Genomic DNA, 23,103 nt, shown 5'->3' with positions numbered 1-23,103 from the left:
TACACACTTGGACAATCTAGAAACCATTCGCGCGATCTCTCCGCGATATGCCGATCTATTGGAAAAAGACCGCGAGCTTACGGCGCAGCTGGACGAGCTTCTACCGCGCGGCCAGGAGTTGACGCAGGCCCGGCACAAACAAGGCGTCGCCACCTGGGTAGGCGAGGCGCCGCTCCCTAAACCGCAGCCAGTGAAGCGGCATGAAGGCGCGGAAGCACTGCTTGGTGACCTGCTGCCGCCTCAGCCAGAGCATGAGATTAACCCTCCGCCGTTGCCCGAGGCCTGGTCCGGTGCAGCCGACCAGCGCGACCTCGGCGCGCAGATTGAAGCCATTGCCGAAGCGAAAAAGTTGTTGCTACCCGAAATCGAAAGCGCGCGTCGCGAATATTCGCGGATGGCCGCTGAACGGTGTTGCAAGGATTACGCAAAAGTCGTCGCCGCCGTGGTGAAGAGCGCCAAGGCGCTAGGTGATGCGCTGTTGGAGCATCATCAATTCATTGACCAGTTGCGTCTGGCAGGAGTTGAGCGCCGATCTTTGAAGCCGATCAACTTGCAGGCATTTGGCGACTTGGAGGGCGGAACACCACTGTACGAAATTATTCAGCACGCGATTGAGCTTGGTCACGCCGACGAGAAACAGCGTCCGAATTGGAAATTGCCGGCGCCACTGCCGGTGCTGAGCATTCTTTAAAGGCATTTTGAAAATGACGAAGATGACCGACGCCGAGATGCGGAAAATCACCAAGCTCGCGGTTGCCGATTTAGAGCGACGCGTGAAAGCCGACGCCGCCAGGCATAAAGCCCGTCCCGAAAACCGGAGTGCCCGCCTGCGGGAGGCAGAAGCAGAAGTGAGGGCAACCGAGCCACGTGACTCGCGTGCCGTCCATCTTGAAATGAGTGTCGACAAGAGGCCAGCAAAGCGCAAGCCCGTGGCGAAGAAGCAGCGTGCGTCGAGGCCGACCATGAATAGGGCTGCGCTGCTAACGAAGTAACCAGTTGGAGGCGCAAACGATGACGACAATGCAGGAGGAGTTTACGGCGCAGCTTGCTGAGCTTCAACGCGCGGTGCCAGCCGCGTCAAAGCAATCCCGCGCTGCACGACTAGCGGCGGCAGAGCGGGATTTAGCACCGCGCGAACCAGCGCCACGCCTGACTCCGGACAAGCCAAAAGCCAGGCGAGACAAGCGCTTGGTATGGGCCGAAATGTCCGTACCCAATTAGGTTCACGCCGCGCCGCTCCCGCGCTTGTGAACCGGCGTGCACGATTGGGAACGTCGTGCACGCCAACCAACATTTAAAACCAAAGAATAGGATCGGTTTTGATGAGAGACATTACCCAGAACACCGGGCTTGCGCAGTCCATCGCACCCTCCGTGCTCACCGCCACAACGAATGGCAGCGGCATTGATACGTTGAACTTCGAAAGCGCTGCTTTGGTCGTTAGCGTCGGTGCCGTGACCGGTTCGTTCAACGTCAAGTTACAGGACTCGCCTGACAACGCGACATTTACCGATGTTCCAGCCTCATTGTTGGTCGGCTCGTTGCCAGGCACGCTCGTTGCCAACACCGTAGTAAAGCAGGGCTACCTGGGCGCTCAGCGATATCTGCGCGCGGTGCTGACATCTGCTGGCGGCACTTCGATTGCAATCGCTGCGACGATCGTGCTCGGCAATCCGAAGGTTGCGCCCGTCGCTTAGCGACGATGATGGGCGCGCGCGAACGGGAACAACAGCGCGCGCCCATCAACAGCCGCCGCTGACCCCCGGCACCCCAAAAAGCTTAGCAGGTCCGCCTTTAAATACCGTACCCATCCCTCAACGCGCGCGATTGCTGCCCCGGTTCAACGGGTTGCGACCCATCGCCAACCTGGATGCGACCTATATCCAAAGGATATTTTAGACTTGAAGCATATAGTCCCGACCCATTTGTCAGCACCCACGCGGCGCTGGATCAAACAGATTCTGGCCGATTACGACCTTGAATCGTTTCACTTTCGCCTCTTGGTGAAGGCTGCAGAGGCATGGGATCGTAGCGAGCAGGCGCGAGAGCAGATCGCAACGGACGGCATCACGGTTCCGGACCGTTACGGCGTGCTGAAGGCACATCCGGCCGTGGCCATCGAGCGCGATAGCCGACTGGCCTTTGCCCGCTTGCTCAGAGAGCTTGCGCTTGATGCGGCAGCGCCAGACAGCCGACCTCCCCGGACGGCTGACTATGGGTCTAGACGGTAAATGCCAGTCCGCAAGCGGAAGGATAGGCGCAAGCAGTCGGCTGGCACGTTTGACGACTGGGAATGGACGCTCGAAATGGGATGGCCTGGCACAGGGGATCTGGACGGCATCTGCGAACTCGACGAGCACGGTCATCCTGATCGGGAGGCAGCGCGTAACGCGTGGAGGCTCTACGGGGCGCAAATCATGGCCAGGTGGCGAGCCGAGAATCCGAATGGTTCGCGGTACGCATGCTGGGGATTCGAACAATTCGGAGAGCCTTGATGCCGGCGCGCCTGAAACGGAACAAGCGCCGCCGTTCAGTTCAATTGACGCCCGAGGCAGTCGCTTTGTTCTGGCAGGGTTTGCGCGACCCGAGCAACCAAGGCATCCGGATTAAGCTCGCCGCCGCACTCGGCCGGAGCAAGTTCGCCGCCAGTCCGCTAGATCTCGAGCCAAAGTCGTTAGTGGGGTGCGACACGGAGCCGGTCGAGGCTGTGCTCGAGTTGAGGGCGCAACTGCTGCGCGCCGCTAACCGCGCGTCTCCAGCGACACGCCGAGCAACGACGCCTTGACCATTGTAGCGGCCGGCGTCCGCTTCAGCTTTTTTGCGATTTTCTCGGCACCCAGCTTCTGCTTTGCGAGAACCTTCAGATCGCGGACATTTTCTGTCGTCCACTTGCGACGGATTACTTTTCCATTCTTGGCCAACTCGGCGCTCCTTCAATCTGTGCGGGCGCGGTGTAGCACATCGCGCGTGATGCACAACCCGACATCACGCAACTCTGAAAGTACACAATGATCGACCCCAGCAACATTCCACAAGAACTAACCGAGCCGCCATCAGAAGCGGCAGGCTGGCTCGCGTTCCAACCCACGAGCGGCAAAGTCTGGCGCAAACTTGACGGCACTTGGTTGCCGATTGCTGAAGCACGAAAATTGATTGACCAAAGGACGTCAAATTGACCGCACTTAATTCCTATTCCACTGGCACTGTTTCCATCCCCGCCAACGGCAACGTGGTCACTGGCGCGGGGACTATCTGGTCAGGCGTGAACGTGCGCCCGGGCGATGTCCTTCAAGTTGGTGCGTACTCTACGATCATTACCGACGTTACAGACACCTCGCACCTGGTTATCCCGCCGTGGGGCGGCGGTGCGCAGGCCGGTGCACTGTATGTGATTTGGCAGGTTTCGCCGCAGCGTTATGCAGGCGGCCAAGCTATGGCATCCGTCAACGATCTCGTAGCGGCTCTGAACACTGACGGATTTTACGTCTTCGTCGCTTCTACTCTCACAGCGCCAGACCCGTCATATGGCAACGACGGGCAGTACGCGTTTCAGCCGACTACCGGAAAGATGTGGGTGAAGGCCAGCGGTACTTGGTCGTATCTGGGCATCTACAAGGGAATGAACTTCCGTGGTGCGTACGACAACACGGCAACGTATTCTTTCGGTGACGTTCAGACGACCGCTGGTACGTCCTAACGTATGGATCAACGCAACGTCAGGCTCGGGGCAGCCCGCTCCGAATCCAACCTATTGGCAGGTCCTTGCCTCGAAGGGTGATACAGGCGCTCAGGGTCCACAAGGCAATCCTGGCACCAATGGCGCCAACGCGCCGACTTATGGCGGCACATCCGCCACGTCCCTGGTGATCGGCACTGGCGCCAAAGTCTTCACGACACAAGCCGGATTGGCCTACCTGAATGGCGCGCGCGTGCGAGCGTCGTCCAACGGCTCTCCAGCGAACTGGATGGAAGGTATCATTACGTACAGCGGTTCTGCGCTGACCATTACCGTAGATAAAACCAATGGTAGCGGTACCTTTACTGACTGGAATTTCAACGTTGTTGGCCAGCCGGGTGCTGGAGACTTGTCCAGCTCCAACAATCTTTCGGACCTTTCGAACAAGGCGGTAGCGCGGATCAATCTTGGCGTCAGAGGGGTGTTGACGCCGGAACAATTCGGCGCTGTTGGAGATGGCGTTACGAATGACACGGCGGCATTTACTGCGCTTGCTGCTGCGATTAATGCCGCACCGTACGGTGTTGTGGTCGAGTTCGGTTTCGGAAAGAATTACCGAGTCTGGACAACCACACCAGCAACGCAAAGCGTTCTGATGTCGCTTTCCGGCGTGAACGGCCTCAAGATCAACTTCAACGGAAGTCAGATCACCAACCCGATCAATTTCGGGACCAGCAACATTATCCTGTACTGGTTCCTGCTATTGAATTGCCAGAACGTGGAGATCAACGGGCCATCCTTTGATCAGGTGAATTACCACACGCTGGATTCAAATTACGGGTGCCATGGGATTTATCTTCAGGATTACTGCCGGGGCATTCGCATTAATAATATAGTTCAGAATGGCGGTATCACCGGCGTTGCCGTGACACGGTCTGCCTCGTTCAACCGGGGCCTCCGCGCGCGAGACATCTTCATGTCCGGCGACTTCACCAACGTCTACTATCCAGCTAACTTCCAAAGAAATGGCGATGAGGTCGAGTTGCGGTATCGCAGCCGCAATGCTGGCCGGTCGTATTTCGCCTACAACGTCCGGCAGCATGAAGTTGTTCTAGATAGCCAGAGCGCTGGTGCGTTCGATGACTGCCTCCTAAAGGTCTATGCCGATCCTGCCGAAAGCAACGGTGAGAATACGCTGTCCGAGATCGACCTGCATTACACCAACTTGGGTAGGCAGGTTTCGAATCCGAACACCGGCAGCCTGGTCCGGCTCGGAATCGATCAGGCAACCACGACTACGGCCGCTGGGTTCCTGCGAAACATCAAACTAACGTTTGATGTCGACACGGGCTCTTTCAGCAACCCGCCTCTGGTGGCGACCACCAAAGCAACGTCAACTGGCGCTTCTGACACAACCGCTCGGGGCCACATCATCTCAAACATCGAATTGTCCGGTTACATTAATTGGGGATTGACCACCACTGCATCGTTGGAGCTGTTTACCAACAGCGGCACCGAAAGCCTGGGCGACTTCTCAGGCGATACGGTCGAGATGATCACGTTCCGGAATTTCAGCCTTTACGGCGCGTCGGCCCCATTCAACATTAACGCAGCTTGCATCGACCGTGGCTTGAGGTTCGAAAATTGCTTCATCACGGGAACGATGAGCTTTGGAACACTTCCGCAAAAGCTGCTCGATGCGTCCGCTAACGTTTCCGGGACAGTCAAGTCGTTCTCTGAATCCGGCACGCCGGGAGTCAGTGGATATCAGGCTTACCGTCGCCTCCCGGATGGTGGTGTGGAGGCTTGGGGTATCCAGAATGCAACAAGCGGAGCGAACACAGCGGTTTCCTTCGCTCTGGCATTTTCCACGCTGCCTAACGTGGTCTGCACCAGCACCGCACCTGGCACTGCGAGCCCGATCAATGCTGCTTCGATTTCTACGACAGGGTTCCAGATCAATAACGCTGGCGCCAGCACCGTCGCTGTCTGCTGGCACGCGAAGGGGTACATTTAAATATGTCCAATGATCTAGTTGTTCAGCTCGGCGCCAAGCTGGACCAATTCCAAAGCGATATGAATCAGGCTGGCGATATCGCGGATAACGCGGTTGCGCGGGCTGGGGTAGCGTCACCGTTCGCGGTGGGGATGTCGTGATTCAGGGTGACGCAAGCGAGAAAACGATTGCGCTGATCAATCAGGCATTGGCTCAGCACAATGCCGAGTTGCCCATGCGGGTTGTTGCGGCTGTCAATGAAGCGAAGTCGAGGAGGGTGCTGGCTTGAGGGGGCGGCGCCCCAAGGCGTGGGGATAGTAGTGCGCACACAATTCGCGCCCCGTGATGAAACATTACAGCCAGGCGTCGGTCACGATCGGGCAAAAGAAGGAATTCGATATGTTTGAGCAGAATGAGCAATCTAATATTACCGACAGCATGATTGTTGCCGGTACCGATACGCTCGAGGAGTTTTGGGTGGATCTCACCTCACCAGTCGGAATCGGCTTGGCTTTGGTGCCGAAACTTGTGGAAAGAATCTATAGCGCGATGGAGACTGCTCGACAGTCACCCCCAAAGCTTTGCCGTGGCAGCATCGTAGAAAGTGACAGTTAGTGGGAAGCGGTCACCTCGCTTCGATTTTCGTTCTCGAACAAGGAACTCTGCGTTCTCTATAGCCTCCTTATTCTCTTTCTTGGTCGGGTCACCATACAGACCGACCAAGAGGTTGGCGCATCCACCGCCAGAGATGCACTTAAGCACATGGGAATCGTTTTCCGCCAACGAATGACCGAAAATAACAACAGCGTTCTTGCTTGAGCTGCAACAGCTCTCAAAACTTCTTAACGCTTTGTGCAAGTAAGCGCTATGCATGATGCGCTCCATCTTACTCTCGGAGGTGCCCTCAGCTACGAAAAGCGGGTACTTGTTCTCATTGAGTGCAGCTCGGATCTGATCGACAATAGCAGTGTCGGTTTTCGACCATGTATATTTTATAATTTCTGTGTGCTGATCGAACAGATGGAGAGCGCCGTGCAAATAATATACGGTCGCCGAATTGGCCTGCTGCCACGACACGTACGGTAACTCGCGACCATCCTCTGGGTGGCGAAAGCCGTCATCCGGGCGGATGAGGAGTTCATCGACCGCATCCTGCATCAACGCCCAATAGAGCAGCACATCATAGTTCAAAGTAAAAATATGATCGAATCTAGAAAGAAATGCTCGGCATGAAGCATATTGCTCGTTCGTAACATCATACGGTCTGTCGGGGTGACGTTTTGCGATTGCAGAGACGAGCGCGTCTTTAATTGCTGCTGCGTCCGCCTGCACTCGCGCCGCTATGGAAGACAGCGTGGGATCATAAATTCCAAGAACGATTGCGGTTTCCTCGAGACTGCGAATTACAAGTTCAAAATCTCGCGTTTTGAGAGAGTCGAATATTTTAGGAATGTGCGGCGATTTAGAAAAGTCGGCATTATCATAGAGAGAACCGTAGGTAAAAATGTCTGGTTTAAGAGCAATGCTGAAGCCGTTTCCAAGCAGGAGGTGCTTTTTTGACGAGCCTGCAAGGGCTTTCATCGCCTGTTCGAAACCGTGGATATTTGGCATGTTTCCTCGCATAGTTGAGAAATGAACCCCGCAAGGCTAGTGCATAACGACAATCTCCCGGAGCTTTCGCTCCGGGAGACGTCGAGAACGATCTGCTGTTTGCACAGCATTCAAGCGTAGTCAGATATCTGATCAACCGGAAGGCGACTAAAGACTAAGGACTGGGCAGCCCCTAAAGCGAACTCCAAAGAACAGTTGCCCCTTCCGGTTAACTCGCCCTATGGTCGCGGCCGAGGTCTGGCGGATTTAGAAGCAGCCGTTCCACCGCTATATCTCTTCCTGTGGGTCTGCGGATGTGCGGATTAAGTCCTTTAGTCGATGCACCTCAGCATGTAATTGCTCGCACTCCTGCAAAAATTCCGCTCTATCGGTGCGCGCTGCCTCTATCCAGCTAGACCTCCACTGCGCGGGGTATGGCCGATTACGTTCGTGGAAAGCGCAGCAAATGCATTTAGAACTTCGTCTTCCTGCAACCGCTCGCGAATAACCGATACGGCATCGCTGCACACCTCCGCCACCGCAACTTGATCGGCGATGGTGACCTCAGAGATTTGCTCCTCAATCATGCTGAGACAGTCGAATACGAAGTCTCGCACTGTCGTAACTCGTGCTCCCGTCACAGGCTATTTGCCCCTTTTCAACGCCATCTCCACGAGTCGCCGAATGGCTTCACGGCGGCTACGTTTACATCAAGTGCGATGCCAGCGAAAAGACGGTTTCCATTATCAAGCAGGCAATGGCGCAGCATCATGAGCGAGGGGATTACGAACTGTTTCCTGCGGCCTTTAGTTCGTCCACGGTTCGGTAATCACCCGGAAAATATGAATTGACCGCTAGGTTATTCAACGTCAACCTAACCACGGCTCGTTCTTTGTAAGCGTAGTTTTTAAATGATGTGACTTCGAACAATTGACGGTCCGGGCTTCCTCCGCTCACAGACATCACAAGGTTTAGCGGTGGAAACGATATTTCGGAATAGACATGGCTATTGCCAGATATATCGATCCGTCCCGTTAGACCAGACTGACGTGCTGCTTTAGAATTCGCCAAATCATACAGCGACACGAAAACACGCTGATCGTCAGTGTCTCGTGATTCTCGGTTAAGTAAATATCGCACGAGTTTTGGGTGCTTATGCGAAAAGGTCGGCGGCGATGCGCTGCAAAACATCACGAGCATCTGCTTGAAGACGTTCAGTGGCTGAATCGAGCACTCAACTGTCACGGTCGTGCCTGCGGGCACGGAGTGACAAAGCGGATATAGCTGTCGAACGAAGTCTATATAGGCCTTGGCATACCAATCGCCAGTTGTCGAATTGCACTCCTCACACAGCGTATATTTGCCTGCTCCTCGCTGATTGTATTTGCCGGTTGGCGATTCCAGATCTCTGAGGAGGTCGCCCCCGATCAGTTTTTCAATATCCGCTTCCAATACTCGCTGGTCGTTAAATGCAGCAGCGGGCGGCACGTGCTCGAACGACAGCTTCTTAGTTTGGCCGCAGAGATGGCAAACCCCAAATCGGGTCATAAGCTTTCTCTTTCGGCAAATAGGATTGGGTCAGTAACTCGGCAGCTAGCGGAGTCCGCCATTGATCTCAACCACAATGAAGAACACGATGGTGGCGTCAAAATCCCATAAAAAGCGTTTGACCAGTCGAGTATTGCCATCGGTTAGCCCAAGTCTTAGAGCGTGGCGGCTTACTTCTTTGACCAGGACAGGTAGAGCGCCATCAGCGCGATCACAGTATTAATGCTGTTCCAGCCATATCGAACAATCCAGCCCTGCCAACCACGGACCGGTTTGCCTGCAATGTTGTAGCCAGTATCGTCGACCGCTTGATTTAGCCTCTCTCGCAAGCGCGCGCGAAAGGCCGGCAGCAACATTTCCGCCGCCCTCGCAGGACAGGGATTTCCGCTCGCTGAGCCACCTAATATCCCCTCGAAACGACCAAGGAATTTAGATTCCAACTCCAAACCCGCTGCCTTAACAGCCCGTGCTGCCACGCTCGGAGCGGCCACGCTCAGGGAGTGATCAACCATGGCGCGGAGCGCATTTTCGTAGATCAATGTTAGGGCATCATTCTCTGCGACGAAGAAATTGCCGCTCTGGAGCATTCCGTCAGCCGCGTGTCGTCTGGCAATGGCCGTTTCTTGAGCGGCCCCGTTTCTGTCGGCCTCCTCAACCATCTGCGAAAGCCGCTCCGCGAGATTGATCTTGCTCATGCTTTTACTTACTCTACCTCGTAACCCGGACGTGCCGCATTAGCCATGCCTTCCGGTAAATCCAAAACTGAGGGTGCGCACCGAGGCCTTTAGGGGCACCAACTGCCCTTCGATATCGAGTATCTGCCTTGAAATTTTACCAAATCGTAGTTGCCCTTCCGGCGTCGTGAGATCGAGCTTTGACCTTTCGGTATCAAGACCCCGTATTTGCGCTGAGAGTTGTTCGATCCGCTGCTTGATCGCTAATTGTTCGGCGCGTTCTTTGTTGCGACCCTCGGCGGTATGGAATGGGCTAAGCCCTCCGAAGACGGGCTTTGGCTCTTCTGGGAGTGTACGAAATATCCAAACGTAAACTATCGGCGCGACTACCAACCACGCGAGCACCGCTGACGCAGCCTTGCCCCAATGATTGGCGAATTCGGTAGGAAAGAACACCGCGAACATAATCACCGCCAAAGCCGGTGGCGCCAGGCGCACGACGATCTTTTGGGCGGTGTCTATGCGGTATACCGAAAGCCAGGCGCGCATGGCTCTCAAAGCCTTGGGAGTTGACGCCAAGATTTGCACCCCGTTTGATTCGGATCAGGTCTGCAAGTTGACACACGGGAAGCGTGCGTGCCGCCTGGATTGCGCGGCCATCCCTGTTATCCCCACAACCGGCGTTCAACGGTCCTTTTTCAGCCCGATCTCTCAACCAAGCGGCGGATTGCTTCAGAGCGGCTGACCTCGTGCCGCTCGGCCCAAGCATCAACCTCCGCTGTGACGTCAGTGGCGAGGCGGACTGCGCTAACCGGATCAACGCCGTCCGGCCGCTTAGGGCGCCCACGTGATTTTTTGTTTACTGTAATTGACTGGCTCATAATTTTAGTTTACAAAAAATACGTGGCTGAGCAATGGTTGTTCGGCTTTATAGCTAACGCTGGGGAATTGCTGAATGTTGATGGCTGATATTTCTGTTGAACATGGCGGCGGGGGAAGCGCGATCGATCCGAATGCGCCGTTCGATGCTCATACCTATTACGCCAGCCTACGAGCCGAGGGCTGCGACCCGGTTGTTCGCAATGGCGCACTTCTCTTCCTTGTGGACGGGGGCGACGAAGCCGGCACATGGGCTGCACTCCGCGATCCGGACGGTTCGCTGAGGCTCGAATACGCACGCGCATCGTGGGCGAAGCGGACTTCGGATGATGAGGTCATCCCGCTTGGCGTCCGTCCATCAGCTGGCGCCCCGGCTACGCTATAATCGAGCGACCGATTCGGCGGCCTTGGCCCGACCCCAGTCCAGCCAAGCCGCAGTGCCCGCTCCAACGCAAGTTGGGGCGGGCTATTTTGCGTATGCTCTTGCTGACCGATTCTAGCTGTCGATACCTTAGGGAGCGGCATTTGATGGCAGAGGACGCATCCACGACGACCGCAAGCCCTCGCAAGATGCTGGGCATGAGCCAGGTGCTGGCGCTGGTTCCATTCAGCCGGCGCACGCTTTACAGGGAAATGGACGAAGGCCGTTTCCCTAAGGCGCGAGAGATCGCGCCGCGCCGTATCGCTTGGTATGAGGACGATGTCACCGCGTGGCAGGAGGAGTTGGATCGGAAGGTCTCGCCACGGGCGTGAAGCCCTATTTGGCGCCACAGTACGCAGCCCACGCCTCCATCAACTCCCGCCGCTTCTTCAGGGCGTCGCCGCGCTTGTAAGCTCGTTCTGTCTGGTCGCCGACAGCATGGGCGAGCGCCGCTTCCGACAGCCACCATTCAAAGCTGGTCTCTTCGGAGCACCAATCCTTGAACGTAGATCTGAACCCGTGCGCGGTCGCGTCGCCGCCCCTGCAGTCCTCAATGATGCGGCGGAATTCAGAAATGGGCCGACCGTCTATCTTGCCGGGGAAGACGTATTCGCCGAGTGACTGTTTCTGCATCGCCTTCACAATCTCGACAGCGCGGCCGCTCAACGGCACGCGGTGGATGCGATGCTCCTTCATCCGAGCGGCCGGAATCGTCCACAACGCAGCGTCCAGATCGAATTCAGTCCACACCGCCAGCCTTGCCTCAGCGCTGCGTGTAGCGGTTAGGATCAAGAACTCCAGAGCCCGCGCAATGGGCGTGTCGGCGCCACGCAGCCGCTTCATGAACGCTGGCGCCTTCTCATAGGGCAGGGCCTCGTGATGGCCGCGCGTGCCCTCGCCAGGCTTGTGGAGCACATGCTCTAAGTTGCCCCGCCAGGCGGCCGGATTGTCGCCGCTACGTAGCCCCTCAACCTTCGCGGCATCAAGGACGCGCTCGATTGCCTCCCGCACCTTTTCGGCGGTCTCCTGCTTTGCGCCCCACAACGGCCGCACAACCGACAGCACCTCGGTCACGCCAATGTCGGCCAACGCCTTGTCGCGAATCTTTGTCGCATGGTCGGTCAGCCATTTGCGCCAGTTGTCTTCAGTCTTGGCTCCACGCCAGCGCTTGGCCTTTACAGCGGCGTCGATATAGGCGTCAGCATATGGGCCGAAAGTCTTCACACCGGCGGCCGGTGAGGGCGTGTCAGCTGCGCGCTGGGCGATTGGATCTACACCGGTGCGGAGCAGCTTGCGGGCTGCTTCTGCCTTGTCGCGCGCCTCGCCAAGCCCGACCGTATGCAGCGGGCCGAGCCCCATTTGGCGACGCTTGCCGCCGAAGGTGTGATCCCATATCCAATAGCGGTGCGCACCTCCCTTCGTCACCAACCAAAGCCCGCCGCCGTCGCGAAGTTTCGCGGCCTTGCTGGCCTCGATCTTCTTGACGGTGAGAGCATTCAAAGTGTGTTTGCCCATAAGCTTCCCCACATTCTCCCCACTATTGGGGTATGCGCTATGATGGGCAGCAAGGTCAATATGGTCAACAAACTAGCCAGTTTCGGCGCGCTTTGGTCGTCAATTGGCCTGTATGGTCACCAAAGACGCCTATACAGCCCCCTTGCGGGGAGCTGGATTGCGTGACTACGTGTGCGCCACGAACCAATCACCTCAAGAGGAAATCAGCATGTCCCAAGGAAACGCCCAAGGAAAGCGCATCGTTCTGGCCTCGCGCCCGCATGGCGAGCCCACGTCGGCCAACTTCCGGCTCGAGGATTACACGCCGCCGACACCGGGCGCGGGCGAAGTGCTGCTCCGCACCATCTGGCTGTCGCTCGATCCTTATATGCGCGGACGCATGAACGACGGCCCGTCCTACGCCGCGCCGGTCCCCGTCGGCGGTGTAATGGAAGCCGGCACGGTGAGCGAGGTGATCGCGTCGAAGAATCCGAACTTCGCCAAAGGCGATATCGTGCTGTCGCGCGCCGGCTGGCAGACGCACGCGATCTCGGATGGCAAGGGTCTTTCCAAGGTCGATCCGAAGTTGGCACCGATTTCGACCGCGGTCGGTGTACTCGGCATGCCCGGCATGACCGCCTATACCGGCCTGCTCGAGATAGGCAAGCCGCAGCCGGGCGAGACGGTGGTTGTTGCCGGTGCTTCCGGCGCCGTCGGATCGGCGGTTGGCCAGATCGCCAAGATCAAAGGCGCGCGTGCGGTCGGGATCGCCGGCGGCAAGGACAAATGCGACTATGTCAAGAACGAGCTCGGCTTCGATGCCTGTCTCGATCATCGCGATCCGGACTTGGCGGCCAAGCTGAAGGAGGCTTGCCCGAAGGGCATCGACGTTTACTTCGAGAATGTCGGTGGTGCGGTGTTCGAGGCGGTCTACCCGCAGCTCAACGCGTTCGCGCGCGTGCCGGTCTGCGGGCTGATCGCGCACTACAACGATCGCGAGGCGCGGGCGCCGAAATGGGCCTCATCGATCATGTTCGCGATCCTGACCAAGCGGCTGACCTTCCGCGGCTTTATCGTCAGCGACTTCGCTGCCATGCATGGCGACTTCCTGCGCGACATGTCGCAATGGGTGCGCGAGGGCAAGGTCAAGTACAAGGAGTTTGTGACCGAGGGCCTGGACAGCGCGCCGGAGGCCTTCATGGGCCTGCTCAAGGGTGCCAATTTCGGCAAGCAGCTGGTCCGGATCGGGCCGGACAAGGCCTGAAGCCTCCCCGGATTCGATTTACCTCTCCCCGACGGGGAGAGGTCGATTTGCGTAGCAAATCGGGTGAGGGGCCGCAGCTCAACGAGGGACCGTCAATCCTCACCCGGCGCTTCGCGCCGACCTCTCCCAAGGGAGAGGTGAAGGCAGCAGCCGATCCGGGGCGGGACGGACAAGGCGTCTCCCGTTCCGCGCAACAAAGTATCAAAAACGCCACAATGGCGGGCTTTTGGAGGCTTTTCGGCCTCCATTTGCTTGACGGGGACCCGGAGCAGTTGATTCAATATGGCTATATTTCAGGTGTAGCCATGGTTTTTGAAGCTATTGTTTCCGGGGTCATTCTCCTCGCCCTCGGCTATTGGGCGACGATGTTCGTCATGGGCCGCCGCGACGACGTCTTGCATGGAAAATTCGTCGAGGACGAGCCGGCCGCCGAGCCGGTCCGCTTCATGCCGCAGGTGCCGCGCATGCGGGCCACGCCGGCGGCGGCACAGCCGAACAGGGACTCGCTGCAGGTGCTGCTTACCGTCATCAAGCGGGACCTGAACGACGCGGCGCGGAGCTGAGACGGCTCACGCCGGCTGCTTGCCGAGCAGCATGTCCAGGTCGACATCGACCTGGCCCTTGGCCTTAATGTGGCGGACTTCAAAGCTGTCCGGCTGGAAGCGGTACTCGACGAGGCCGGTTTCCTTGATGCCGATCACTTCCTGCCTCGCATCTGAGATGATGAAGCCGGCCGAGGGCGCCCAGACCTGTCTGACATGCTCGAACGTGTAGTCGCGGCGCTGGTGCACGTGGCCGCTGCCGACCAGGCGCCAGTCGACCTTGCCGAACATCTCGATCAGGCGGCGGCGCGCCGGCTGCGGCACGAAACGGATTGCGGTCTCGACGCGTTCGGCATCGTAGGGCACGTCGAGATAGAGCGGCTTGTGCAGGAACAGCGCGACCGGTCTGCCGACGGCCTTGTCGAGCACCGAGGCGAGCCAGTCGAACTGCGCGGCCTCGCTGTCGAGGCCGGTGTTCATGATCAGCGAATTGAGGCCGATGAAGCACCAGCCGGCGGCGTCGAAATGCCAGTGATCCTCGCCGAGCACCGAGGTGAAGGCGCGGCGCGTTGCTTCGGTCGGCTGTTGCGCCGGCACCGGGCCGACGGCGGTCGGATTGTCGCCGATGTCGTGATTGCCCGGCAGATAGAGGCAATCGACCGGCAGCGCGCTGTGCAGCTCCTTGGCGAACACCAGATCGTCGCGGCTGGTCGGCCCATCGAACGCGACGTCGCCGGAGTTGAGCACGAGATCGGGCCGCGTCGCGTCGATGTGTTCGCTGACGCGATGAAAGTTGTCGACGAGCGGCTTGAAGCGGCGCGCGAGGTGGGTGTCGGAGATTTGGGTCAGACGAAACTGGGGCATGCATCGATCCTTTCGGCCGAATTATAGTGTCGGCGCGAAGTCGGAACGATGACGATTTCAGCGAGTTCTTCGCTGCTCTGTTTGATGCGTTGTTTGATGCCTTGTTTGATCCGGCGGCGCAGGTCGCTAGATCGCAAGCTGCTTCTTGTCCGCGCGGATGGGCAGGGCAGGCGGACCGCCGCGACCTCCGAGCAGCCCGGTGTTCGGCGGGCTTGTTCCCGTGACAGCCGGCGATGCGTTGAGCCCGAGATAGGCGAGCGCCTCATGCCCGATGTCGTAGGCCGCATAGCCGAGCAGGCTGAGCACCAGCGCCGTGGCGAGGCTGTGCCTGACGATGTCGCGCGTCGAGCGATAGCCGCGGCGGAAATAGACCGAGAGCAGGATGGCGGCCAGGAGCGCTGCGGCGACGCCGGCGAGCCCCGACAGCACCATGCCGAGTCCGCCATCCGCCGCGTCGTCGAACCAGCCGATGCCGGGGTCGATCGCCTTCAACAGGGAGGTGACGAGATCGCCGAGGCCTGCGGCCACCAGGGCCGCGCCGTCCAGGATCGGGGTGATGATGCCCATCGCGTCGGCCGTGAGGAACTGAAACCGCCATTATTCCTGGGAGTTGGTCACCTGGGCTCGGATCATGGTTCAACGCGTTACCGCGGACGGTTCATTGTGTTGGGCGGCCGTGGCGGCTAAGAGGGCGGCCGGGCGCCCGGCTTGAGGGAGATTCTTGATGTCGGTTCAAATGGTTCTGTTGCCGGTCTTCATCCAGATTGGCCTCACTTTCGCGCTGCTGTTCGGGATGGCGACGCTGCGCACGCGGACCCTGGCGAGCGGCGAGACCAAGATGGCCGATATCGCGTTGCGCCAGCCGAACTGGCCGGAGCGCGCCACTCAGCTCGGCAATTGCTTCGCCAACCAGTTCGAACTGCCGGTGCTGTTCTATGTCCTGATCGCCATTGCGCTGCCGATCCGCCATGCCGATCTGTTCATCGTGCTGATGTCCTGGGTGTTCGTGGTGACGCGGTTCGCCCATGCCGGCGTTTTCGTCACCTCCAACGACGTGCGGCCGCGCTCGCTCGCCTGGTTCGCCGGCGTGCTGGTGCTGGCGGCGATGTGGCTGTATTTCGCGCTCAGGATCCTGCTGCTGATTTGATGCGCCCAACCGAAAGAGATCAATGACCCCCGCTGCCCGGCTCTCCGCCGCGATCGAGCTGATCGCCACCATCGACGCACAGCGCATTCCTGCGGCGAAAGCGCTGAAGGAATGGGGCACCGCGCACCGCTATGCCGGCTCCGGCGATCGCGCCGCGATCTCCGGCCTGATCTGGGACGTGCTGCGCCGGCAATCCTCCGCCGCCTGGCTGATGGACGACGCCAGCGCCCGGTCGCGGGTGCTCGGCATGCTCAAGCTCGAGCGCGGCATGGACATCCCGACGATCTCGGCGCTGTGCGACGGCGGCCGCTTCGCGCCCGAACCGCTGACCGCGGCCGAGGAGGCTGCATTGGCCTCGCGCTCGCTCAAGGATGCGCCGGCGCATGTCGCGGGTGACTATCCGGACTGGCTCGACCCGTATCTCGCAAAAGTGTTCGGCGACGACCGCGCCGCCGAGGCAACGGCAATGGCGAGCCGCGCGCCGCTCGATTTGCGCGTCAACACGCTGAAGGGCAAGCGCGAGAAGGTGCTGCCGCGGCTGTCGCATCTCGGCGCCAGGGAAACGCCGTGGTCGCCGCTCGGCCTGCGCATCGAGCTCGGCGCCGACGCGCGCAATCCCGGCATCCATGCCGAGGAGGATTTCATCAAGGGCGCCATCGAAGTCCAGGATGAGGGCTCTCAGCTCGCCGCGCTGTTCTCGGCGGCCAAGCCCGGCGAGCAGGTGATCGATCTCTGCGCCGGCGCCGGCGGCAAGACGCTGGCGCTGGCCGCCATGATGGACGGCAAGGGCCGGCTGATCGCGACCGACAGCGACAAGCGCCAGCTCGTGCCGATCCATGAGCGGCTGTCGCGCGCCGGCGTGCACAATTGCGACGTGCGCACGCCGCGCGGCGAGGAGGAGGTGCTGTCCGACATCAAGGCCTCCGCCGACCTCGTGCTGATCGACGCGCCCTGCACCGGCACCGGCACCTGGCGCCGCAATCCCGACGCCAAATGGCGGATGCGCCCCGGCGCGCTCGAGGTGCGGCTGAAGGACCAGACCGAGGTGCTGGCGCGCGCCGCGCCGCTGGTGAAGAGCGGCGGCCGGATCGCCTACATCACCTGCTCGGTGCTGTCGGAGGAGAACGCAGAGCAAGTCAAGGCGTTCATCGCGCGGCATCCGGAGTTTTCGGTGCAGCCGCCGGAGCAGACCGCATCGGTGCTGTGGGACAAGGCCGAGGCTTTTACCGAGGCCGCGCTGCAATCGCCAGAGGGCCTGCTGATGACGCCGCGCCGCACCGGCACGGACGGGTTCTTCGTCTCGGTGCTGAAGAAGGCGTGAGGCTTTCTCCGCCGTCATTGCGAGGAGCTCGCGACAAAATTGCGAAGCAATTTTGCGCTGTAGCGACGAAGCAATCCATGGCTCCGCACGTGCGGCACGATGGATTGCTTCGCTTCGCTCGCAATGACGAGTTGGGTACCCTACGCCTCGGAACATACGCCCGCCGGCGCCGGGGTCCTGCTCACCACGATCACCCAGAACAGCAGCGCGACCGCGCTGATCGCAGCACCCAGCGCGCAAACGCCGAGCCAGCCGGCGGCGGCATAGGCCATCGTCGAACAGATCGCGCCGAGCCCGCTGCCGACCGAGTAGAACACCATGTAGACGCCGATCAGGCGGCTCGACGCTTCGGGGCGCGCCGCGACGATCAGGCTCTGGTTGGTGACATGGACGGCCTGCACCGCGAAGTCGATCATGACGACGCCTGCGAGCACCAGCCACAGCGAAGCGTGCAGGCAGGCGATCGGCGCCCAGCCGGCGAGCATCAGCAGCAGCGACAATCCGGTGGTGCGCTGGCCCCAGCCGCGATCGGCGAGGCGGCCGGAATTGCGCGCCGCCAGCGCGCCGGCGAGGCCGGCAATGCCGAGCATTCCGATCGCGGTGTGCGACAGCGACAGTGGCGGAGCTGAGAGCGGCAGCACGACCGAGCTCCAGAACACGCTGAAGCTCGCGAAGATCAACAGCGCGAACACCGCGCGCTCGCGCAGCACGGGCTCCTCGACGAACAGTGCGACCGTCGAGCGCAGCAATTTGGCGTAGGATGCGCCGGCGATCGGCCGCGGCGCATAGCGCGGCAGCGCGCGGGCCAAGAGTGCCGCCAGCACCAGCGTCAGCGCGGCCGACGTGAGATAGACCACGCGCCAGCCGGCGAGATCGGCCAGCGCGCCGGCGGCAAAACGTGCCAGCAAAATGCCCGACACCACGCCGCTGGTGACGGTCCCGATGGTGCGGCCGCGGTCGGCCGGTGCGGCCAGCGTCGCGGCGTAGGCGACCAGCACCTGGATCACGACCGCGAGCAGCCCGACCAGGACCATGCCCGCGAGCAGCATCGCAGCGTTCGGCGCGGTGCCGACGATCGTGAGCGCAATCGCCGACAGCGCGGTCTGGCGGACGATCAGCCTGCGGCGGTCCCAGAGGTCGCCGAGCGGCACGATCAGCACCAGGCCGAAGGCGTAGCCGATCTGTGTGAGCGTCACGATGCCGCCGATCACGGCCGGCGTGATGGCAAGATCCCGCGCCATGGTGTCGAGCAGCGGCTGCGCGAAATAGATGTTGGCGACGCTGAGCCCGCAGGCGATGGCAAACAGCAGAACCACCGCGGGTGAGAGGGGGCCTGCCGTCGCGTGAGCGCGCTGGCTGCCCCCGTGGTCCCGCTTGGCTGATCCGGTCTCCGCCATGCTCTGGTTCGTCATCTTGCCTCCGCTGCAATTCGCAATCTGGTCTTATAATGAGACCAGTTGCACCGCGGCCTGTCTAGTCCTATTTTAAGACCAGTTCGGAATCGTGATCGAGGGAGGTGGAGCGCGATGCAGCGGACCGGATTCGCAAAGGCGGAATGCCCGGTGGCCCGCGCGCTGGATGCGATCGGCGACTGGTGGTCGCTGTTGATCGTGCGCGACGCGTTCGACGGCCTGCGCCGGTTCGGCGATTTCCAGAAGAATCTCGGCATCGCCAAGGGCATGTTGACGGCGCGGCTGCGCAAGCTGGTCGAAACCGGCGTGCTCGAGCAGGTCGCCGCGTCCGACGGCAGCGCCTACCTCGAATATGTGCTGACGAAGCGGGGACACGACCTGTTCCCGATCGTGGTCTCCTTGCGGCAATGGGGCGAGGCGCATCTCTATGCGCGGGGCGAAGCGCATTCGGTGCTGCTGGACCAGGCTGGGCAGGCAGTCGGGCAACTCGTGCTGCCGTCGAAGAGCGGCAAGCCGCTGAGCTGGGCGGATACGAAGGTGCGGAAGGTTGCGGCGAAGCGGCGGTGAGTGCGCGCCCCACCCACCGGCGTCATCCTGAGGTGCGCGCCAAGCGGTGCGTCAGCAGCGCTTGGCGAGCCTCGAAGGATGGGGATGGAGCCGGGCTGTCGCCCTTCGAGACGGTCGCTTCGCGACCTCCTCAGGGTGACGGGATAGATGAAGGGGCGCTCAATCCACAATAAACAGCGTCGCGCCAGTCGCGGTCGACGAGCGGTGCGCGGCGTCGCCGAAATCGGAGACCTGGTAGCTCATGCCCGGCTTCAGCGTGAATTTGCGGCCGTCGCGCAGCTCGGTGTCGAGCTCGCCCGTCACGTACGTAGAGCACGTGGCCGCGGTCGCACCAGTGATCGGCAAGATAGCCTGGCGAATACTCCACCATCCGCACCCGCAGCTCGCCGATGTCGAGCGTGCGCCACAGCGCTTGCCCGGTCTCGCCGGGATGCACGGTGGGTTCGACCTGGCTCCAGTCGGTGACGGTGAAGGGCAGGGTTGGGATTTTCATTGGTAGCGTCCTAGTTTTCTTCTCACTGACGTCATCCTGAGGTGCGCGTCGAGCGGTGCGCAAGCAGCGCTCGACGGGCCTCGAAGGATGGTTGGAGCCGGGCCGTCGCCCTTCGAGGCTCGCTCCGCTCGCACCTCAGGGTGACGGATTACTGCACGCTGCTGCGCTCACCCCACCAGATGGTTCGCCGAGCCCTGCCGGATCTTGCCTTCGACATCGAGCCTCAGATACTCGCAGATCTTCTTGCCGCGTTCGTTCTGATAGAACACGACGACGCTGTCGGGCGAGACATAGAGGTCGATCAGCTCGAAATGCAGCTCGGGCAGTTTGGCGAGCGCGGCGCTCCAATAGGCCCGCAGCTGCGCCTTGCCGCGCACGGTGCCCGAGGGACCGAAGCCGAGCGCCGGGATCCGGTCCGAGGTCATTTCGGTATCCTCCGAATACATCGCCAGCACGCGCTCGAGATCGCGCGCGTTCCAGGCGGCGATCCAGTCGTGGCCGAGCGCTGCGAGGCGGGACGGTTCGTGAAAATCTGGCATCGGTTTTCTCCCATCGGTTAGGGCCAAATTAGGTCAATAATACTGACCTATATCAATTTGTCCATGCCCAAAGAAGAATGTGGGCGCCCGCGCTGCGCGGTTGCGGGGGCGGGCGGTGTCGCGTATCTGCTTGCCATGACAGCCCAGCACACAGCCCAAGACACAGCTCATGACGCGTCGGCGCCCACGGTGGCCTCGGCGCATGACAAGATTCTGATTGTCGATTTCGGCAGCCAGGTGACGCAACTGATCGCCCGCCGCGTCCGCGAGATGGGCGTCTATTCCGAGATCGTGCCGTTCCAGAAGGCCGAGGCGGCCTTCAAGGAGATGAAGCCGAAGGCGGTGATCCTCTCCGGCGGCCCCGAGTCCGTGCACGAGACCGGCTCGCCGCGCGCCCCGCAGCTGATCTTCGAATCAGGCGTTCCCGTGCTCGGCATCTGCTACGGCCAGATGACCTTGGCCGCTCAGCTCGGCGGCGAGGTCGAAGGCGGGCATCACCGCGAATTCGGCCGCGCCGATGTCGAGGTGAAGACCGACAGCCAGCTGTTCGACGGCGTCTGGGGCCACGGCGAAAAGCACCAGGTGTGGATGAGCCATGGCGACCGCATCACCAAAATGCCGCCCGGCTTCTCGGTGGCCGGCACCTCGCCGAATGCGCCGTTCGCGATCATCCAGGACGAGAAGCGCAAATATTACGGGCTGATGTTCCATCCCGAGGTGGTGCATACGCCGGATGGCGCAAAACTCTTGCGCAACTTCGTCCGCAAGGTCGCAGGCCTGACCGGCGACTGGACCATGCGCGCCTTCCGCGAGGAGGCGATCGAGAAGATCCGCGCCCAGGTAGGCTCGGGCAAGGTGATCTGCGGTCTCTCCGGCGGCGTCGATTCCGCCGTGGCGGCGGTGCTGATCCACGAGGCGATCGGCGACCAGCTCACCTGCGTGTTCGTCGATCACGGCCTGCTGCGGCTCGACGAGGCCAAGACCGTCGTCGACCTGTTCCGCAACCACTACAATATCCCGCTGGTCCATGTGGACGCGTCGAAAGAGTTTCTGGGCGAACTCGAGGGCGTCACCGATCCCGAGGTGAAGCGCAAGACCATCGGGCGGTTGTTCATCGACGTGTTCGAGGCGGAAGCCAAGAAGATCGGCGGCGCCGCATTCCTGGCGCAGGGCACGCTCTATCCTGATGTGATCGAGAGCGTCTCCTTCACCGGCGGACCGTCTGTTACCATCAAGTCGCACCACAATGTCGGCGGCCTTCCGGCGCGGATGAACATGAAGCTCGTCGAGCCGCTGCGCGAGCTGTTCAAGGACGAGGTGCGCGTGCTCGGCCGCGAGCTCGGCCTGCCCGAAGTCTTCGTCGGCCGCCACCCGTTCCCGGGCCCGGGCCTCGCCATCCGCTGCCCCGGCGACATCACCAGGGAAAAGCTCGACATCCTGCGCAATGCGGATGCGGTCTATATCGACCAGATCCGCAAGCACGGCCTCTATGATGCGATCTGGCAGGCTTTTGCGGTGCTGCTGCCGGTGAAGACCGTCGGCGTGATGGGCGACGGCCGCACCTACGAATACGTCGTCGGCCTGCGCGCCGTCACCTCGACCGACGGCATGACCGCCGACTTCTACCAGTTCGACATGAAGTTCTTGGGCGAGACCGCGACGCGCATCATCAACGAGGTGAAGGGCGTGAACCGGGTGGTGTACGACGTGACGTCGAAGCCGCCGGGGACGATTGAGTGGGAGTAGTGCGGTCGGGCAGTGTTGCGCGTCTTGGCGTGGTCTTGGGTACGAAGTCGTACTTTCTTCGACATGCGCCGGGGACTTGTGGGCCTCGGCTTAACCTCGATGAACGTCGGCATTCCATAGCGTTTTTGCTGACGGCGTACTACAGCGAGTTGCAGCGTACAGAAAGGCCGGGCCCGCTTGGAAATCATTGCTTGGGAGGACGGGGAGCTGTCGGCGCGAGCGTTCGTTGTATCTGGGACTTGGATTTCGCAGGCTTTCAGTGGCTAGACCCAGCTCAAACTTCCCCATGATGGATTGGAGCGAGAGTCTAAGTTGTTCAAACGGTTAGAGGATGGCGTGTGCACGACGTGTGCACCGGGAGATCAAGAAAAATCTATCGAGGGCGAGTGCGATCGCTCTTTTCGTATGATGTAAGACTCAGAGAAGTGTGGACAGAGTAGAGAGCCGGTCTCAGGAGTAGTGCGCTCACCTTATCATTTGAGAGCCAGCGGCGGCCATGATCGCAAACGCGAAATGACGACGGTTCAGTTTCATCCCTAATCTCCCATTGTTTGTCCGAGCCAGTTCCGACTCTTTGGATTGCCGCCTTCGCTACAAGCAAGCTTCGCCTCTTCGGCTGCGCCTGAGACGACCTCAAGAACGCGCCGTGGCCTCGGAGCATGCACAGGCAGGCTGCGGGTGGACTGTAGGCAATCGACCCTCGGTTCGGGATTGCATTAATTCTCGGTTAGATGTGAGTTTTTCTGACACCGGAGCCAGGCCCGGGGGCCAATAACAAGCGGTGCAATGCACCAAGCAATCTCATATCGAGGCCCAAGTCTGGTTCGCGGAACTTCCGTGAGCCACTCGCGACTCCGGCTGCAATATAGGGCGCGAAGCGCAATCCAAGAAAATGAGACGAGGCAGGTCCCGGCCGAAAAGGACGACAAG

Annotated in this window: 28 protein-coding genes and 1 pseudogene; 17 read left to right on the top strand and 12 right to left on the bottom strand. The window is 60.4% G+C overall.

The annotated features are described in order from the left end of the window. Window positions 1-7 precede the first annotated feature (7 nt). The 4 genes from ACVWW1_RS14330 to ACVWW1_RS14315 all read left to right on the top strand — a co-directional run bounded on the left by ACVWW1_RS14330 (window position 8) and on the right by ACVWW1_RS14315 (window position 2,231). Window positions 8-691 carry a hypothetical protein gene (locus ACVWW1_RS14330; protein WP_456656258.1) on the top strand — a complete coding sequence of 228 codons (684 nt, stop codon included), beginning with the start codon at window positions 8-10 and terminating at the stop codon, window positions 689-691. A 13-nt stretch (window positions 692-704) separates the two neighbouring features. Next, window positions 705-992 (top strand): hypothetical protein, encoded by a 288-nt coding sequence (locus tag ACVWW1_RS14325; RefSeq protein WP_456656257.1) that lies wholly within the window; start codon window positions 705-707, stop codon window positions 990-992. 330 nt (window positions 993-1,322) lie between these two features. Continuing rightward, window positions 1,323-1,697, top strand: a complete 375-nt coding sequence (locus ACVWW1_RS14320; RefSeq protein ID WP_456656256.1) for a hypothetical protein — start codon at window positions 1,323-1,325, stop codon at window positions 1,695-1,697. Between the two features lie 204 nt (window positions 1,698-1,901). Beyond that, complete coding sequence (locus ACVWW1_RS14315) at window positions 1,902-2,231, top strand: P27 family phage terminase small subunit (RefSeq protein ID WP_456656255.1); 330 nt, start codon at window positions 1,902-1,904, stop codon at window positions 2,229-2,231. Between the two features lie 510 nt (window positions 2,232-2,741). Here ACVWW1_RS14315 and ACVWW1_RS14310 read toward each other — a convergent pair. Beyond that, window positions 2,742-2,921 carry a hypothetical protein gene (locus ACVWW1_RS14310; protein WP_456656254.1) on the bottom strand — a complete coding sequence of 60 codons (180 nt, stop codon included), beginning with the start codon at window positions 2,919-2,921 and terminating at the stop codon, window positions 2,742-2,744. An 87-nt stretch (window positions 2,922-3,008) separates the two neighbouring features. Here ACVWW1_RS14310 and ACVWW1_RS14305 point away from each other — a divergent pair, with 87 nt between their 5' ends. The 5 genes from ACVWW1_RS14305 to ACVWW1_RS14285 all read left to right on the top strand — a co-directional run bounded on the left by ACVWW1_RS14305 (window position 3,009) and on the right by ACVWW1_RS14285 (window position 6,287). Beyond that, entirely contained in the window at window positions 3,009-3,176 is a 168-nt protein-coding gene (locus ACVWW1_RS14305) for a hypothetical protein (protein ID WP_456656253.1), read from the top strand. Continuing rightward, window positions 3,173-3,697 carry a hypothetical protein gene (locus ACVWW1_RS14300; RefSeq protein ID WP_456656252.1) on the top strand — a complete coding sequence of 175 codons (525 nt, stop codon included), beginning with the start codon at window positions 3,173-3,175 and terminating at the stop codon, window positions 3,695-3,697. The genes ACVWW1_RS14305 and ACVWW1_RS14300 overlap by 4 nt, the downstream gene beginning before the upstream one ends. Further along, complete coding sequence (locus tag ACVWW1_RS14295) at window positions 3,630-5,693, top strand: hypothetical protein (protein ID WP_456656251.1); 2,064 nt, start codon at window positions 3,630-3,632, stop codon at window positions 5,691-5,693. The genes ACVWW1_RS14300 and ACVWW1_RS14295 overlap by 68 nt, the downstream gene beginning before the upstream one ends. A 136-nt stretch (window positions 5,694-5,829) precedes the next feature. Beyond that, entirely contained in the window at window positions 5,830-5,961 is a 132-nt protein-coding gene (locus tag ACVWW1_RS14290) for a hypothetical protein (protein WP_456656250.1), read from the top strand. Window positions 5,962-6,017: 56 nt separating this feature from the next. Next, window positions 6,018-6,287 (top strand): hypothetical protein, encoded by a 270-nt coding sequence (locus ACVWW1_RS14285; protein WP_456656249.1) that lies wholly within the window; start codon window positions 6,018-6,020, stop codon window positions 6,285-6,287. Here ACVWW1_RS14285 and ACVWW1_RS14280 read toward each other — a convergent pair. The 5 genes from ACVWW1_RS14280 to ACVWW1_RS14260 form a co-directional block, all read right to left on the bottom strand. Further along, window positions 6,240-7,283: a DUF4917 family protein gene (locus ACVWW1_RS14280; RefSeq protein ID WP_456656248.1), complete on the bottom strand. Its 1,044-nt coding sequence runs from the start codon at window positions 7,281-7,283 to the stop codon at window positions 6,240-6,242. The two genes, ACVWW1_RS14285 and ACVWW1_RS14280, sit on opposite strands and share 48 nt — an antisense overlap. 383 nt (window positions 7,284-7,666) lie before the next feature. Continuing rightward, window positions 7,667-7,849 (bottom strand): hypothetical protein, encoded by a 183-nt coding sequence (locus tag ACVWW1_RS14275; protein ID WP_456656247.1) that lies wholly within the window; start codon window positions 7,847-7,849, stop codon window positions 7,667-7,669. A 196-nt stretch (window positions 7,850-8,045) separates the two neighbouring features. Continuing rightward, on the bottom strand, window positions 8,046-8,810 hold the full coding sequence (locus ACVWW1_RS14270) for a hypothetical protein (protein WP_456656246.1): 765 nt from the start codon (window positions 8,808-8,810) through the stop codon (window positions 8,046-8,048). 170 nt (window positions 8,811-8,980) lie between these two features. Beyond that, entirely contained in the window at window positions 8,981-9,505 is a 525-nt protein-coding gene (locus ACVWW1_RS14265) for a hypothetical protein (RefSeq protein WP_456656245.1), read from the bottom strand. Between the two features lie 39 nt (window positions 9,506-9,544). Further along, the gene (locus ACVWW1_RS14260; protein ID WP_456656244.1) at window positions 9,545-10,033 is read right to left on the bottom strand and encodes a hypothetical protein; all 489 of its coding nucleotides are present in this window, start codon (window positions 10,031-10,033) and stop codon (window positions 9,545-9,547) included. 406 nt (window positions 10,034-10,439) lie between these two features. Between ACVWW1_RS14260 and ACVWW1_RS14255 the strand changes: the two genes are divergently transcribed. Continuing rightward, a complete protein-coding gene (locus ACVWW1_RS14255) occupies window positions 10,440-10,748 on the top strand; it encodes a hypothetical protein (protein ID WP_456656243.1) in 309 nt (102 codons plus the stop codon). Window positions 10,749-10,891: 143 nt separating this feature from the next. Further along, window positions 10,892-11,116 (top strand): helix-turn-helix transcriptional regulator, encoded by a 225-nt coding sequence (locus ACVWW1_RS14250; protein WP_456656242.1) that lies wholly within the window; start codon window positions 10,892-10,894, stop codon window positions 11,114-11,116. Between the two features lie 4 nt (window positions 11,117-11,120). Here ACVWW1_RS14250 and ACVWW1_RS14245 read toward each other — a convergent pair whose 3' ends face one another. Beyond that, complete coding sequence (locus ACVWW1_RS14245) at window positions 11,121-12,299, bottom strand: tyrosine-type recombinase/integrase (protein ID WP_456656241.1); 1,179 nt, start codon at window positions 12,297-12,299, stop codon at window positions 11,121-11,123. A 208-nt stretch (window positions 12,300-12,507) separates the two neighbouring features. Between ACVWW1_RS14245 and ACVWW1_RS14240 the strand changes: the two genes are divergently transcribed. Both ACVWW1_RS14240 and ACVWW1_RS14235 read left to right on the top strand, forming a co-directional pair. Then, the gene (locus ACVWW1_RS14240; protein ID WP_456656240.1) at window positions 12,508-13,542 is read left to right on the top strand and encodes an NADP-dependent oxidoreductase; all 1,035 of its coding nucleotides are present in this window, start codon (window positions 12,508-12,510) and stop codon (window positions 13,540-13,542) included. A gap of 47 nt (window positions 13,543-13,589) precedes the next feature. After that, a complete protein-coding gene (locus ACVWW1_RS14235; RefSeq protein WP_456656239.1) occupies window positions 13,590-14,105 on the top strand; it encodes a hypothetical protein in 516 nt (171 codons plus the stop codon). 6 nt (window positions 14,106-14,111) lie between these two features. Here ACVWW1_RS14235 and ACVWW1_RS14230 read toward each other — a convergent pair whose 3' ends face one another. Beyond that, a complete protein-coding gene (locus tag ACVWW1_RS14230; RefSeq protein ID WP_456656238.1) occupies window positions 14,112-14,948 on the bottom strand; it encodes a metallophosphoesterase family protein in 837 nt (278 codons plus the stop codon). Window positions 14,949-15,074: 126 nt separating this feature from the next. After that, the gene (locus tag ACVWW1_RS14225; protein ID WP_456656237.1) at window positions 15,075-15,515 is read right to left on the bottom strand and encodes a hypothetical protein; all 441 of its coding nucleotides are present in this window, start codon (window positions 15,513-15,515) and stop codon (window positions 15,075-15,077) included. A 157-nt stretch (window positions 15,516-15,672) separates the two neighbouring features. On the opposite strand from ACVWW1_RS14225, the gene ACVWW1_RS14220 reads away from it, so the two are divergent. Beyond that, entirely contained in the window at window positions 15,673-16,095 is a 423-nt protein-coding gene (locus ACVWW1_RS14220; protein WP_207837740.1) for an MAPEG family protein, read from the top strand. A 22-nt stretch (window positions 16,096-16,117) separates the two neighbouring features. After that, window positions 16,118-17,416, top strand: coding sequence for an RsmB/NOP family class I SAM-dependent RNA methyltransferase (locus ACVWW1_RS14215; protein ID WP_456656236.1), 1,299 nt, complete (start codon window positions 16,118-16,120; stop codon window positions 17,414-17,416). A gap of 140 nt (window positions 17,417-17,556) precedes the next feature. On the opposite strand, the gene ACVWW1_RS14210 is transcribed toward ACVWW1_RS14215, so the two are convergent. Then, the gene (locus tag ACVWW1_RS14210; protein ID WP_456656235.1) at window positions 17,557-18,828 is read right to left on the bottom strand and encodes an MFS transporter; all 1,272 of its coding nucleotides are present in this window, start codon (window positions 18,826-18,828) and stop codon (window positions 17,557-17,559) included. Between the two features lie 114 nt (window positions 18,829-18,942). Between ACVWW1_RS14210 and ACVWW1_RS14205 the strand changes: the two genes are divergently transcribed. Further along, window positions 18,943-19,395, top strand: a complete 453-nt coding sequence (locus ACVWW1_RS14205; protein WP_456656234.1) for a winged helix-turn-helix transcriptional regulator — start codon at window positions 18,943-18,945, stop codon at window positions 19,393-19,395. Window positions 19,396-19,554: 159 nt separating this feature from the next. On the opposite strand, the pseudogene ACVWW1_RS14200 reads toward ACVWW1_RS14205, so the two are convergent. Together ACVWW1_RS14200 and ACVWW1_RS14195 are read right to left on the bottom strand one after the other, a co-directional pair. Next, window positions 19,555-19,888, bottom strand: a pseudogene (locus ACVWW1_RS14200) (DHCW motif cupin fold protein). A 167-nt stretch (window positions 19,889-20,055) separates the two neighbouring features. Beyond that, a complete protein-coding gene (locus tag ACVWW1_RS14195; protein WP_456656233.1) occupies window positions 20,056-20,427 on the bottom strand; it encodes a nuclear transport factor 2 family protein in 372 nt (123 codons plus the stop codon). A 135-nt stretch (window positions 20,428-20,562) separates the two neighbouring features. Here ACVWW1_RS14195 and guaA point away from each other — a divergent pair, with 135 nt between their 5' ends. Further along, window positions 20,563-22,173, top strand: coding sequence for a glutamine-hydrolyzing GMP synthase (guaA, locus tag ACVWW1_RS14190; RefSeq protein WP_456656232.1), 1,611 nt, complete (start codon window positions 20,563-20,565; stop codon window positions 22,171-22,173). The last annotated feature ends 930 nt before the right edge of the window (window positions 22,174-23,103 follow it).

The sequence above is a fragment of the Bradyrhizobium sp. JR3.5 genome (assembly GCF_054057015.1).
Note: the sequence above shows the minus strand (reverse complement) of the source record. Positions and strands in the feature narration are given on the sequence as shown.

Excerpts from the sequence above, each read along its gene's own strand:
- ACVWW1_RS14230 (WP_456656238.1), bottom strand. The coding sequence starts at position 14,948 with ATGCCCCAGTTTCGTCTGACCCAAATCTCCGACACCCACCTCGCGCGC.
- ACVWW1_RS14270 (WP_456656246.1), bottom strand. The coding sequence starts at position 8,810 with ATGACCCGATTTGGGGTTTGCCATCTCTGCGGCCAAACTAAGAAGCTG.
- ACVWW1_RS14205 (WP_456656234.1), top strand. The coding sequence starts at position 18,943 with ATGCAGCGGACCGGATTCGCAAAGGCGGAATGCCCGGTGGCCCGCGCG.
- guaA (WP_456656232.1), top strand. The coding sequence starts at position 20,563 with ATGACAGCCCAGCACACAGCCCAAGACACAGCTCATGACGCGTCGGCG.
- ACVWW1_RS14225 (WP_456656237.1), bottom strand. The coding sequence starts at position 15,515 with ATGGGCATCATCACCCCGATCCTGGACGGCGCGGCCCTGGTGGCCGCA.
- ACVWW1_RS14305 (WP_456656253.1), top strand. The coding sequence starts at position 3,009 with ATGATCGACCCCAGCAACATTCCACAAGAACTAACCGAGCCGCCATCA.
- ACVWW1_RS14260 (WP_456656244.1), bottom strand. The coding sequence starts at position 10,033 with ATGCGCGCCTGGCTTTCGGTATACCGCATAGACACCGCCCAAAAGATC.
- ACVWW1_RS14285 (WP_456656249.1), top strand. The coding sequence starts at position 6,018 with ATGAAACATTACAGCCAGGCGTCGGTCACGATCGGGCAAAAGAAGGAA.
- ACVWW1_RS14325 (WP_456656257.1), top strand. The coding sequence starts at position 705 with ATGACGAAGATGACCGACGCCGAGATGCGGAAAATCACCAAGCTCGCG.
- ACVWW1_RS14215 (WP_456656236.1), top strand. The coding sequence starts at position 16,118 with ATGACCCCCGCTGCCCGGCTCTCCGCCGCGATCGAGCTGATCGCCACC.
- ACVWW1_RS14250 (WP_456656242.1), top strand. The coding sequence starts at position 10,892 with ATGGCAGAGGACGCATCCACGACGACCGCAAGCCCTCGCAAGATGCTG.
- ACVWW1_RS14255 (WP_456656243.1), top strand. The coding sequence starts at position 10,440 with ATGTTGATGGCTGATATTTCTGTTGAACATGGCGGCGGGGGAAGCGCG.
- ACVWW1_RS14195 (WP_456656233.1), bottom strand. The coding sequence starts at position 20,427 with ATGCCAGATTTTCACGAACCGTCCCGCCTCGCAGCGCTCGGCCACGAC.
- ACVWW1_RS14265 (WP_456656245.1), bottom strand. The coding sequence starts at position 9,505 with ATGAGCAAGATCAATCTCGCGGAGCGGCTTTCGCAGATGGTTGAGGAG.
- ACVWW1_RS14240 (WP_456656240.1), top strand. The coding sequence starts at position 12,508 with ATGTCCCAAGGAAACGCCCAAGGAAAGCGCATCGTTCTGGCCTCGCGC.
- ACVWW1_RS14275 (WP_456656247.1), bottom strand. The coding sequence starts at position 7,849 with ATGATTGAGGAGCAAATCTCTGAGGTCACCATCGCCGATCAAGTTGCG.
- ACVWW1_RS14245 (WP_456656241.1), bottom strand. The coding sequence starts at position 12,299 with ATGGGCAAACACACTTTGAATGCTCTCACCGTCAAGAAGATCGAGGCC.
- ACVWW1_RS14210 (WP_456656235.1), bottom strand. The coding sequence starts at position 18,828 with ATGACGAACCAGAGCATGGCGGAGACCGGATCAGCCAAGCGGGACCAC.
- ACVWW1_RS14320 (WP_456656256.1), top strand. The coding sequence starts at position 1,323 with ATGAGAGACATTACCCAGAACACCGGGCTTGCGCAGTCCATCGCACCC.
- ACVWW1_RS14280 (WP_456656248.1), bottom strand. The coding sequence starts at position 7,283 with ATGCCAAATATCCACGGTTTCGAACAGGCGATGAAAGCCCTTGCAGGC.
- ACVWW1_RS14220 (WP_207837740.1), top strand. The coding sequence starts at position 15,673 with ATGTCGGTTCAAATGGTTCTGTTGCCGGTCTTCATCCAGATTGGCCTC.